Source organism: Microcoleus sp. B3-D2 (genome assembly GCF_036705345.1).
In the GTDB taxonomy this organism is placed as follows: Bacteria; Cyanobacteriota; Cyanobacteriia; order Cyanobacteriales; family Microcoleaceae; genus Microcoleus.
Genome location: NZ_JAUBUG010000016.1, coordinates 1 through 12221 on the forward strand (window position 1 = coordinate 1; position 12221 = coordinate 12221).

General features: G+C 46.0%; 12 protein-coding genes. 1 reads left to right on the forward strand and 11 read right to left on the reverse strand.

Annotation, left to right across the window (positions count from 1 at the left end; translation table 11 throughout):
• From QUB14_RS08625 to speB, 9 genes are all read right to left on the reverse strand, one after another.
• Positions 1–843, reverse strand: an 843-nt coding sequence (locus tag QUB14_RS08625) for a transposase (RefSeq protein ID WP_333219826.1), incomplete at its 3' end; no start/stop codon positions are given.
• A 386-nt stretch (positions 844–1229) separates the two neighbouring features.
• Positions 1230–2354 (reverse strand): geranylgeranyl reductase family protein, encoded by a 1125-nt coding sequence (locus QUB14_RS08630; RefSeq protein ID WP_333219823.1) that lies wholly within the window; start codon positions 2352–2354, stop codon positions 1230–1232.
• Positions 2355–2541: 187 nt separating this feature from the next.
• Entirely contained in the window at positions 2542–3090 is a 549-nt protein-coding gene (gene frr / locus QUB14_RS08635; RefSeq protein ID WP_190661308.1) for a ribosome recycling factor, read from the reverse strand.
• Positions 3077–3805 (reverse strand): UMP kinase, encoded by a 729-nt coding sequence (pyrH, locus tag QUB14_RS08640; RefSeq protein ID WP_071884014.1) that lies wholly within the window; start codon positions 3803–3805, stop codon positions 3077–3079. The genes frr and pyrH overlap by 14 nt, the downstream gene beginning before the upstream one ends.
• Before the next feature lie 131 nt (positions 3806–3936).
• On the reverse strand, positions 3937–4335 hold the full coding sequence (gene msrB, locus QUB14_RS08645) for a peptide-methionine (R)-S-oxide reductase MsrB (protein ID WP_333219821.1): 399 nt from the start codon (positions 4333–4335) through the stop codon (positions 3937–3939).
• A 90-nt stretch (positions 4336–4425) separates the two neighbouring features.
• Positions 4426–6246, reverse strand: coding sequence for a molybdate ABC transporter permease subunit (modB, locus tag QUB14_RS08650; protein WP_333219819.1), 1821 nt, complete (start codon positions 6244–6246; stop codon positions 4426–4428).
• Between the two features lie 136 nt (positions 6247–6382).
• Positions 6383–7189, reverse strand: coding sequence for a molybdate ABC transporter substrate-binding protein (gene modA, locus QUB14_RS08655; protein ID WP_333219817.1), 807 nt, complete (start codon positions 7187–7189; stop codon positions 6383–6385).
• Between the two features lie 179 nt (positions 7190–7368).
• Positions 7369–7926: a thioredoxin family protein gene (locus QUB14_RS08660; protein WP_333219815.1), complete on the reverse strand. Its 558-nt coding sequence runs from the start codon at positions 7924–7926 to the stop codon at positions 7369–7371.
• 133 nt (positions 7927–8059) lie between these two features.
• Positions 8060–8989 carry an agmatinase gene (speB, locus tag QUB14_RS08665; RefSeq protein WP_006632090.1) on the reverse strand — a complete coding sequence of 310 codons (930 nt, stop codon included), beginning with the start codon at positions 8987–8989 and terminating at the stop codon, positions 8060–8062.
• 307 nt (positions 8990–9296) lie between these two features.
• Between speB and QUB14_RS08670 the strand changes: the two genes are divergently transcribed.
• Entirely contained in the window at positions 9297–10211 is a 915-nt protein-coding gene (locus QUB14_RS08670) for an alpha/beta fold hydrolase (RefSeq protein ID WP_333219812.1), read from the forward strand.
• Positions 10212–10396: 185 nt separating this feature from the next.
• Here the strand turns inward: QUB14_RS08670 and QUB14_RS08675 are convergent, their stop codons facing one another.
• Positions 10397–11548 (reverse strand): hypothetical protein, encoded by a 1152-nt coding sequence (locus QUB14_RS08675; RefSeq protein WP_333219810.1) that lies wholly within the window; start codon positions 11546–11548, stop codon positions 10397–10399.
• Between the two features lie 158 nt (positions 11549–11706).
• Complete coding sequence (locus QUB14_RS08680) at positions 11707–12117, reverse strand: hypothetical protein (RefSeq protein WP_333219808.1); 411 nt, start codon at positions 12115–12117, stop codon at positions 11707–11709.
• Positions 12118–12221: the final 104 nt, after the last annotated feature.

The following is a 12221-nucleotide window of genomic DNA, read 5'->3' on the forward strand; positions in this document are numbered from 1 at the left end:
GATCATTCCTGACACATTTAAATCTTCTAACACAATCGCTTGATTCTCACGAATGAGTTGAGTTGATAACTTGTGCAGGAAGTCTGTGCGAGTATCAGCTATTTTAGCGTGAAGTTTAGCTAACCGCTTTCGAGAATATTCATGTCGTTTAGAGCCTTGAGTTTTCCGAGACAAAGATTTAGATAAGTTTTTCAGCTTCGTAATTCTTTTCTTTAGGGGTTTGGGAGCTTTTATTTTTTGTCCGTTACTCAGAGTTGCCAAGGTTGAAATCCCTAAGTCTATGCCAACTGAACTATCAGAAGATGGCAAGACTTCTGGTTGAACTTCCACGACAAAACTGAGGAAATATCGGTCACAACTGTCCTTGACGATTGTGACTGAATTGGGTTCTGATGGCAACTCTCTTGTCCAAACTACCTTAAGCTTCCCAATTTTCGCTAAATAAACCTTCTCACCTTTGATGGAAAACCCTAATTTAGTGAATCGGGCGGATTGTTGAGATTTCCGCTTTTTAAAACGAGGGGTCTTAACTTTTTGCCCTTTCCGTTTCCCTTTACAGGAATTGAAGAAGTTTTGGTATGCCTGCTCTAAATCGTTTAATGATTGTTGCAGAGCAACGGCTGAAACTTCTGACAACCATTTACGTTCCTCTAGTTTTTTGGAATTAGTGATGAATTGCTTTTGAAGTTCGGCGTTTTTCGGCTTCTTTCTGCCTCCAGTATATTCAGAAATGCAAAAAGCTAGGCTATCGTTCCATACTACTCTGACACACCCAAATAATTTGGCTAACGCCAATTTCTGAGAAGGTGTCGGATAGCATCGGTAGCGATATCTAGCTTTCATTTCTTTTTGATATTTACTGTCTGTATCTTAACATGAAGTGGAATAAAAAGCCGTCCTAGAAGGACGGGGCTTTAAACCCAAAGTTTTCGGTAATTATTCAGGGACACCCTGAATAATTACCGCGTTAGAGTAACGTGTCAAACCACTTTTTTTACCTTCCGGGGTATTTGAGGTTTATTCTATAAGCAGCGCGGGGCTTGTATTAAAAAATCCTCGCATCGACTTTATTTAAAATAGCATTTACGCTTTTGAACCCAGTTTCTTGGAAAAAGTCGGGCTGGGAAACGCAAAATCTAGGAATCAACTGGCTTTCTGAGGAATAGTGCGTAATTCCTATTTTTAAATTAACGAGTAAGAATTTGAAATCAAGAATAAGCAATGGGGATTTAAGAATATTGATTATTCCCTCTTCTTTCATTATAAAACGGCATCAGCTTTTGAAAAGCGCGGTTAGCGATATCGGCATAAAGCAGTTCGCCACACAAAATTTTGCTCATCAACTTAGTAGTCCTCGGAAATTGGAGGCCCGCTCTATAAACATCTCCTGTAAACTGATAGAAGGCCCTGGCTAAGCGGCCGCTCCAAACCATATAAGGGCCCCATTCTTGGGCGATCGATTGAGTGTACGGCTCATTAGCGTCGTCGGCATCTCCCAGAGATCGCTCGCTCGTTTTAGCGGCCTTAAAGCCGCTAAAAAGGGCAGGACGAATTCCCTCACCGGACAGGGGGCCTGCGAGACTGGCTGCGTCTCCTGCGAGCAGGGAATTGGGAGAGTGCAATTTGCGATCGCCATCCCACAAACTCCTGGGGTGTTCCCGCACGTTGCTGACACTAACATCCGCCCCGCACTTAGGTGCGTACTCTGCCAACCTTTTTTTGATATCTTTTGGCTTGTCGCCACGCATCGCAGCAATACTCCAAGAGTAACCGTCAGCTTTGGGAAAGCTCCAGATAAAACCTTTTTTTATAGTACCAAAATCGAAATTGACGGAATCGCCCTTGATTGAGCGAGTTTCTAAACTTGCGCTCAAACAGAGTGTTGGTTCTTTTAATCCCAGCCTCTTAGTCATCGGCCCGCCGGCACCGCCAGCACCAATCAAATAGCGGCCAGAAACAGGTTCTGAGTTTGTTTTAACTTCCCAAAGATAATTTTTAAACTCAATTCCTTTAACTTCTGTAGAGTATCTAACTTCCGCACCAGTTTTTTGAGCTTGTTTAATTAAAAATTCGTCAAATACATCTCGCTGTACCATCCACATTGGGGAATTTATCTGAACCTGCACCAGATCTTCCATTTTCCATGTGTAGGTAATTTTGTTAGCTTTCATCGAAATAGCTGGCGTCAGGTCAAAATCGAGCCATTGGGCGATCGCCCCAGAAACGCCGCTACAAGGCTTATTACGGGGCAAAGATGCTTTTTCTGCTACCAAAACAGAACGTCCCTGCTTGGCCAGGTGATAAGCTGCTGTGCTGCTTGCCGGGCCTGCACCTACCATAATGCAATCAAACATTTTGGGTAATGGGTAACTGGTAATGGGTGATTGGTCATGGGGCAGGAGGAATTGGTAAGTTAATGAGTGTTAAATCTTGAGTTTTTAACTCACAACTAACAAATCATTAAGCGTCTGCTCGTTGTTCGCGGCCGTATCTCGGCAATCTCAAAACTATTCCTATTCCCCCTGCCCAATTTCCGATTCCCTAAACAGTCGTGATATCTTTCTCTTTCGCTGCCAGAACTTCTTCTATTTTGCCAATGTACTTGTCCGTCAGCTTTTGAATTTTATCTTGCAAGTCCCGGGATTCATCTTTAGAGATATCGCTGCTTTTTTCCTGCTTGCGAATCGAGTCAACGGCATCGCGGCGGATATTGCGAATTGCAACTTTACCTTCTTCAGCAAACTTACTGGCCATTTTGACAAATTCTTGGCGTCTGTCGCTCGTCAGCGGCGGAATGTTCAAGCGAATAACTGAACCGTCGTTGTTGGGAACGAGTCCTACATCCGACAGGGAAATTGCTTTTTCGATCGAGTTGAGCGCTGTGCGATCGAACGGTTGAATGGTGATCGTAGTCGCATCCGGGGTGCCGATGTTGGCAAGGGATTTGATCGGAGTTGGAGAGCCGTAGTAGTCTACCATGACTCGATCGAGGAGGGAGGCGTTGGCCCGTCCCGTCCGAATAGTATTAAAAGACCGTTGAGTAGCCTCAACTGCCTTTTGCATATGATCTTCTGCGTCAGCTAACTTCACAAAAACCTCCGACAAGAGTTCCAATAGATTCTCCCATTACAGCTCGGTAGATGTTGCCCGACACCGAGAGGTCAAATACCATAATAGGAATATTATTTTCTTTGCAAAGGGCGATCGCCGTACTGTCCATCACCCGCAAATCTTGATTCAAGACGTGGGCATAGGTGAGGGTTTGATACCTGCGCGCGTTGGGGTTGAGGTGGGGGTCGGAATCGTACACCCCATCTACCTTAGTAGCTTTAAAAATCACCTCTGCATCAATTTCAGCCGCCCGCAAAGCGGCTGTAGTATCAGTAGTAAAAAAAGGGTTGCCAGAACCGGCACCAAAAATCACTACTCGTTTTTTTTCTAGGTGTCGAATCGCCCGCCGCCGGATGTAGGGTTCAGCTACTTCTTGCATGGCGATCGCCGATTGCACCCTCGTTGGCACTCCTGCTTGTTCAAGGGCATCCTGCAAAGTGATAGCATTCATCACCGTAGCAATCATGCCCACATAATCAGCCGTTGCCCGATCCATCCCTGCCGAAGCCGCTTTCACCCCGCGAAAAATGTTGCCGCCACCGACAACAATCGCGATTTGAATCCCTTGGGACACGACTTTGGCCACTTCTTGGGCGATCGACTGAACGACTACCGGATCGATGCCGTAGCCCAAGCTGCCCATAAGCGCTTCACCGCTGAGCTTCAGCAAAACTCGCTGATAAACCATCCCCATGCCGCCACTATTTTTTTACTCTTTTTGCCTTCACCATAAGATAGCAGTACGGGTGCATTTTGAACATCAATTACCCAGAACAGACCCAAAAGCCTGTTCCAGAACACTTGACTGAGAACGGTTGACTAAATTTAATCCTTGGGGACGAAATTAAGAGCAGCAGAATTCATGCAGTAACGCTGACCGGTAGGTTTGGGCCCGTCGTTAAATACGTGACCGAGATGAGCGTCGCAAACAGCGCACAGTACCTCTGTTCGGCGCATGAACAAGGTGTTATCCGACTCGCACTTGACATTTTCTTCGCTAACTGGAGCGTAGAAACTCGGCCAACCGGTACCGGAATCGAACTTTGTTTCTGATTTAAATAGCTCCGTACCGCAGCAAATACACTTATAAATTCCGGTTTTTTTGTTGTCGTGATATTCGCCGCTAAAAGCTCTTTCCGTACCTTTTTTTCGGGTGACTTTGAACTGTTCTGGCGTGAGTTGTTGTTGCCATTCTGCGTCGGTTTTTTGAACTTTTTCAGTCATGATTTGATGTTTAGTTAAGATGTATTTAGCTGTTGAGTGTTGACGGTTAACTGTTGAGTGTTGACGGTTAACTGTATATTCCTAGTTAACTCAGGCTTCCATTAATATTAACCTAATTGGCTCGAAATGAACATACCAGGGAAAAGGATTGTCCTTAATAGCGCTCCAGTTTTCCTTGAAAACTTCGGCTTGCAAGTGATAATCTTGGGAATCATTGGGAGGCGAGTGCAATTTGAGATATAATGTCACCCGGTGCGGAGTTTCCACAGTCGAGGCGATCCAACAAGCAAAAGTATTTTCACGATCGCACCCGCTAACAAAAATCAGTTGATGAGCCCGAATTCCGACAGAAACTAGAGATTTGGGAATGGGTTCGACTACAGTCAGAGTACAGCCCCAGTCGATCGCCTCCACGAGAGTTACGGAGATCGGTTTAGCTGCTGAGAAATTCTTGCAGCCAGTCAACTGGGCGACAGTGAAGTTGCCAGGGCGATCGAAAATGTTCTCTTTGGTATCAAAGGCGATCGGTCTTCCCTCGGCTAATACCAACAGATTTTTGCATACCCGGTAAACTTCCTCTAAATTGTGGCTGACAAACAAAGTAATTCCCCGATAATTAGCCAGAGTCTGCATTAACTCGCGTTCCAGTTGACTGCGTAAGTGAGTATCCAAAGCAGAAAACGGTTCGTCTAACAGCAGCAATTCTGGAGAAGGGGCGATCGCCCTCGCCAAAGCCACCCGCTGCTGCTGGCCCCCTGAAAGTTCGTGCGGGTAGCGGTTTTCCAGTCCCGACATTTGCACTGAAATTAGCTGTTCTTTTACCCGAAGTTTTTGATCGCTTTCAGATAAATGCTGCAAACCAAACGCAATATTTTGACCAACTGTCAAGTGAGGAAATAAAGCATAGTTTTGAAACAAAAAACCGATGCGGCGGTCTTTAGAAGCTACATTAATGCCCTGTGCTGAGTCAAATAAAACCTTGCCGTTGACTACAATTTTACCGCGGCTGGGAGTTTCTAAACCAGCGATGCAGCGCAGAGTCATGCTTTTGCCAGAACCCGACGCGCCCAAAATTCCCAGCACTTCCGGGCCGATATCGAAGCCGACATCCAAGGCAAAGCCGGAGAGAGGTTTAAAAATGCTTAAAGAAAGTTTGTTTTTCGGTTTTTGTTGTTGGGATTTTGTGGTAAAACTAGACGCTAATTTAGAAATATTTGATTGCAGTCTATAACTCGAATTCGGTTTGGGCGATATGTTTTGTAAATCAGTCCAAAAATTAACAGCAGTTAGCACGCTCAAAGAAATACTCAGAATAATCAAAACCCAAATAGCAGCTTGCCTCATATCCCCAGCTTCCACAGCAAAATAAATTGCCATCGGGATAGTTTGAGTTTGTCCGGGAATATTCCCCGCTAACATCAACGTCGCGCCGAATTCACCCAAAGCGCGGGCAAATGCAAGAATAGTTCCTGCTAAAATTCCCGGCCACGCTAGCGGCAACATAATGCGCCAAAAGACTTGCCACTCCGATGCTCCCAAAGTGCGGGCTGCATTGAGAAGATTGGCATCAATTTGCTCAAAAGCTCCCAAAGCAGTTTTGTACATGAGGGGAAAGGATACAACTGTGGCAGTAATGGCGGCCGCTTGCCAAGTGAAAATTATAGTTAAGTCGAATTGTAGCAAGAATTTACCGATCGCCCCATTTCTACCAAACAGCAGCAGCAGCAAAAATCCGACGACTGTCGGCGGCAAAACTAAGGGAGAAATTAAAATGCCTTCAATTAAAGCTTTACCTCTGATGCGAGTTGAAAGCATCCACCGGGCGGCGGCTATTCCCAGAAAGAAAGTAAAAAATGTGGCAATTGCAGATGATTTAAGAGAAATCCAGAGCGGAGATAAGTCAAATTCCATATTTGGGATTAACTATCGCAGTCTTAAATGATTTGTGAAGGAGTTTTTTTTTTACGAACCGCGAAGACGCGAAGAACACGAAGGAAGAGAAGAAAGTGAAGAAGGGTTTCTGAATATTTATAATTTTTACGCCTAATTATCGAACTATGCCAAATCCGTATTTCTGAAATACTATTTTAGCTTGATCGCCCCCCAAAAAGTCAACAAAGGCTTTCGCAGCAGCAGGATTGCGGCTGTTTCTGATAACTGCCAGCGGATAAACAATGGGCGAGTGCAAGTTTTCGGCAGCCGTTAGCAGCACAGTTACTTTGTCGGAGGCTGTGGCGTCAGTCGCATAAACTATGCCAGCATCAACGTTACCGCTTTCGACGAATGTCAGCACTTGGCGGACGTTATTTCCTAGCACTAATTTTGGCTGTATTTGCCGCCACAATCCAAGTTTATTTAGCATTTCCTGAGCATATTGGCCCACAGGTACGCTTTTCGGTTCGCCGATCCCAATTTTCTTGATTCTGGCATCTGTCAACTGTTTGAAATCGCTCAAAGCAACACCGTTTTTGGGAGTAATCAAAACTAGGCGATTTGTCAGCAAATTGCGGCGCGTGTCGTTAATTAGCAGGTTAGATTGCTGCAAAGCATCCATTGGGTTGGTGGCGGCGCTGAAAAATACATCTACCGGAGCGCCTTGCTGAATTTGCTGTTCTAGAGCACCGGAAGCACCAAAATTATAATTAATAGTAAAATTCGGATTACTGCTTTGATAAACAGTTTTGATTTCCCCTAAAGCTTTCGAGAGACTGATAGCAGCGGATACGTTTAAGGAGGTGCGCTGCAGCGTATCGACTGAGGAAAAGTTCTTAAATAAGTTCCAACTAATCAGCAGTGCTAGCATGAAGGCGACTGCGAGAATTAAGTTGGGAATACGTCTACTTCTTAAGTTCACAGAAAATTGTTTTGAATCTTTTTACTCCTTACCAGGCAGAGCCTGGTAAAGCAGATTCGGAGGCTGTACCTCGAATTTGCCTCCACTCTTTGACGAGGCAGAGCCTCTGGAGATAGGTTCCCAGGCACAGCCAGGGAACCAGTTAATAATTAGTGCCGGAACGTTAATTTTAAATCTGCCTATGCTCGCCATTTGACGGAACAGCCTATCGCCTCTGTAGTTGAAGGCTCAACCGGTTGACTGTTGAGCAATTGGTCGATCGCACTCCGCAGATAAGAAACCTGCACCGCCGCCGGATCGTCAGCGTTGTCGTCAATTAAACCTTTATAGCGCAGTTTGCCGTCTTGGTCTAACAAAAAAACCTCCGGCGTTTTAGAAGCCCCAAAACTTTCAGCCACATCTTGAGCAACATCTCGGATGTACGGGAAGTTGAGTTGATTGTTGGCGGCAAAAATTTTCATGTTCTCAAAACTGTCGTCGGGATGCTGGTTTGCATCATTAGCATTAATCCCGATTAAAGTAACATCTCGATCTTGAAAATCTGCTTGAAGTTCTTTCATGCGATTGAGATACAACTGCACGTAAGGGCAATGATTGCACATAAATATCACCGCTATCGCCCGAAATTTTTCTAAATATCGAGCTAAATGGTGAACTTCTTGGTCCACTCCCGGCAATTCAAAATCGGGAGCGTAGCCGTTAATGGGAGTACCAGTTGTATCGATTAGTAAACTCATGTTTTCAGGAGGTGAAGAGCAGTATTTGCCAGCATGAAAGATGAAACTGTCAGCACGAGTAAAATTGGCTGTTGTTTGGCTTTAACTTAATTCTAGCCTTGGCAACAGCCTATTGTGCTTCGTACTTCGGGATTTATTCCTCGTCTGGCTTTAGCCAACCTTGAGCCAGAGCTTGGTATCCAATAAGTTTGTATGCTAATTTGGCGGCGGTAAATTCTGAGACTACAGAATCTACAATAGGTGCTAATTCCATAATGTCACACCCGATTACTTCGTAGGACTCGAAGATGCGGCGCAAAAATCCGGTGAGGGAATACCAATTTAACCCGCCCGGTTCGGGTGTTCCCACCCCTGGAATTAAAGTCGGATCGATGCCGTCTAAGTCGATCGTCAAAAATACTCGCTTAGTTGTTATGCTGGCAATTGCCCGATCGGCCCAATCCGGTTGAGTAGCGATTTCCCTAGCTCGAATCACGTTTAGCTGTTTTGCTTTAATCAAGTCTGCTTCTTCTTTGCAAATGGCGCGAATCCCGATTTGCAGTGTCGGTAAGCCCATATCTACAATACGCCGCATCACGCAGGCGTGGTTGTGAATCGAGCCTTCGTACTCGTGCCGCAAGTCGCCGTGGGCGTCGATTTGCACGACTGTGAAAGGTTCATCCGGGTATGCTTGGCGATAACCTTCGACAACGCCGGCAGTGATGCTGTGTTCGCCTCCGAGGGAGATGACAAATTTATTTTCGGTAACTAGCTGGTGCACTGCGGCTTGGGTGACTCGCAGCATTTCTGAGGATGAAACCGGTTGGCGGTTGCGGGTATCGGCGATCGGCTCTTGTGTATAAATTCCGACATCGTAGCAAACTTCGGAATCCAATTCTTCGTCATAGCACTCGAGTTGATGAGAAGCTTCTAGAAGTTTAGCGGGCCCGTTTTCGCACCCCCGGCGGTAAGTGGTGGTAGCTTCGTAGGGAATTGGTAAGATAACTACTTTGGCGGTGTCGTAGTCTGGTACGATTTCTGACCCCAGAAACGGTACGACAGCAGTGGAAACGATCGTTGGCATAAGGGAAATTTTAATACAGCAAAGAAGTCAGCAGGTTTAATCGTGACATAATATCGGCTCTAACTGCAAAGTCAGAAGGAAGAAGGAAGAAGGAAGAAGGAAGAGGGAAGAGGGGAGAGGGAAGAGGGAAGAGGGAAGAGGGAAGAAGGAAGAAGGAAGAGGGAAGAGGGGAGAGGGAAGGGAGGCTGAGGATTTATGCAGTGGCGGCCATCTCCCCGTGGTTGCCTCGAATTGCGATACCGTTTGTAGTAATGACTTGAGTTCTTTGCAGCCTTGCATTCATCTAAAATCTAAAATCTAAAATCGCATGACATCTTCTACTCCCACTTCGTCAACTGCTGTTGCACCTCAAACTTGGCTGTGGAAAGGCTTTCCCATTTGCTACCAGGCTGCGGGTTCCCAGGGGCCTGCGGTGGTGTTTGTCCACGGTTTTGGTGCGTCTTGGGGCCACTGGCGCAAGAATTTGCCGGCGCTGGCGGCTGATTGTCGCTGTTATGCGATCGACCTCATCGGTTTTGGCGGTTCTGCTAAACCAGCGCCCAAGCTTGAGATTGACTATACTTTTGAAACTTGGGGACAGCTAATTGCTGATTTTTGCCGGGAAGTTGCGGGCGGGTCGGCTTTTTTGGTGGGAAATTCGATCGGCTGCGTGGCAATTATGCAAGCCGCTGTGGATTTTCCCGACATTGCTGAAGGCGTAATTTTACTCAATTGTTCCCTGCGGTTGCTGCACGATCGCAAACGCGCCGAATTGCCTTGGTATCGCAGTTTTGGAGCGCCAATCGCACAAAAAGTTTTAAATGTCAAGTGGATAAGTCAATTATTTTTTAAACAATTAGCAACGCCAAAAACAGTAAAAAAAGTGCTTTTGCAAGCTTATCGCCGTCCTGAAGCTGTCAGCGACGAACTGGTAAATATGCTGCTGGAACCTGCCAAAGACAGTGGCGCAGTCGAAGTATTTGTAGCATTTATCAGTTATTCTCAAGGCCCGCTACCGGAGGATTTGTTGCCGCGTTTGAGCTGTCCGGCTTTGATTTTGTGGGGGACAGATGACCCTTGGGAGCCGATCGCTTTGGGGCGAGAATTGGCAAAGTTTCCGGCTGTTGAAAAGTTTATTCCCCTGGAAGGCGTAGGTCATTGTCCCCAGGACGAAGCGCCGGAATTGGTCAATCCTATTTTACTCGATTGGATTAAAGAGCGATCGGCGTTTGCAGAAAATTAGTGCTTTTGCTCTTTTGGTGCTGGAAGAATTAGATTATTGAACCGCGAAGACGCAAAGGACACGAAGGAAGAAGCAGGAAGAAGAAATTAGGAAACGGCAGTGCCGTTTCCCTACAATTTTATTATTGGTAGGGAAACGGCACTGCCGTTTCCTGGGTATGATAAGGAGTGCAGCCGGAATTGATATTACACAAATAGGAAACTATCAGGACTAAAGCCGCCTTGAATTACAGCAATTTGGTCAGATGTACCAGCCAAATTGATGGAGTTACCAACAATATTGTAGTCAGAGAGACTCCCCCGTAGCCGAATGCGATCGATTCCCTGCTGAAAATCTTGAATCAGTGCAACTCCTGTTCCCTGATAGTATGTCTTGGTGGCATCACCGAGAACAAAAACATCTCTACCTCGACCGCCAATCAGCACATCGGTTTCATTGCTTCCCGGTGTAGCACTTGATGAATTGACTCCAATCAGGGTATCATTGCCGCGCAAACCTGAGAGGGTATCGTTACCATCTCCCCCTACTAAAGAATTGTTTTGGATGTTTCCGGTAAGGACATCTACATTTGGAGTACCTGTGAGATTAACGAAATTCTCTACAGTAAAATTCAGAGTGCCGATACCGGGTAGATTGTTAACCGCCAAACGATTTTGCGACAAATCCACATTAATAGAAGCTGTGCCGCTACCTGTAGAAGCATCGATGGTATTAATCTGTCCTAAAGGAGCAATTATTTGTTCTATATTTTGCAGCGTATCTGTACCGGCTGCGCCTTTATCTACAATACCTTTAGCCTCAATGGTAATGCCGCTGCCCAGGGAAAGATAGCTAATTGTCTCCGTGCCTGCTCCTCCAGTTATGGTATCTGTGCCACTACTACCGAGGATGAAGTTATCTAAACTATCTCCGGTAATATTGTCGTTTCCTGCTGTGGTGCTAATACTGTTAGCTGGGGGAGGGGGTGGAGTTTGGTTTTGGGGAGGTAAAGCAGAATTCGTAAGTTGTGCGCCCTGATTTTGAGGAGGAGGATTGCCACCCGGTGCGCCTTGATTTTGGGGAGGAGGATTGCCCGGTGCGCCTTGATTTTGGGGAGGTTGGTTGCCTACTGCTGCCTGATTTTGCCCTGGAGGAGTGCCCGGTGCGCCTTGATTTTGGGGAGGTTGGTTGCCTACTGCGCCTTGATTTTGAGGAGGTTGGTTGCCTACTGCGCCTTGATTTTGAGGAGGTTGGTTGCCCGCTGCGCCTTGATTTTGCCCTGGAGGATTGTCTGGTGCGCCTTGATTTTGGGGAGGATTGCCTGGTGCATTGATTGAATTAGGAAATAGTTGTGGCATGATGTAATTACCTGGATTAGTTTTCTAAGTTTGAATCAGTTGTCAGGCTAAAGAAATGAATTCTCGATCGCCCTTTGAGTTAGTCGCTACAATCATTAAGCTGGTGGAACATGACATTTATCCCTGTGCTGGGATTACAGTTTTGTAATGTGGAGAAATTAGCGTTTTTCCGAATTTTGAGGTGAATTACGATCGCCGGGTGGACGCGGTGGAATGCCCAGAATTTTAATCAAATCTGCTTCGGTAACTCCCAACTTTTTCGCTGCACCGGGAATATCTAAACGAGGACGGGGCGGTGGGCTGGGCGGGCGATTATTTTCACTTGGTGGTTCCGGCGGTTTGGCGGGTAGGCCCAAAGCTTCGATTAACTCGGCTTCGGTGACTCCTAATTGTTTGGCAGCAGCGGCAAAATCTATACGGGGCGGATGTCTGCGCTCTTGATTGGGTTCGGGCTGGCTCTGGGCTAGTACAGTATTAGAATTAGCTGTAGTTTGATCGGGGAAAGTCAAGCTGCTAAATCCCAGCAGCAAGGCTGTAGCAGGTAATGCGAGCAGTGAAGCAATTTTCATGATAGTTACGATTGCCGACCTAAAAATGTTTATAAATACATCAAATTCCCCAAACATTACCTGCAACAGTGCGGATGGATTACAGTTTTGTAATTTAAGTAAAT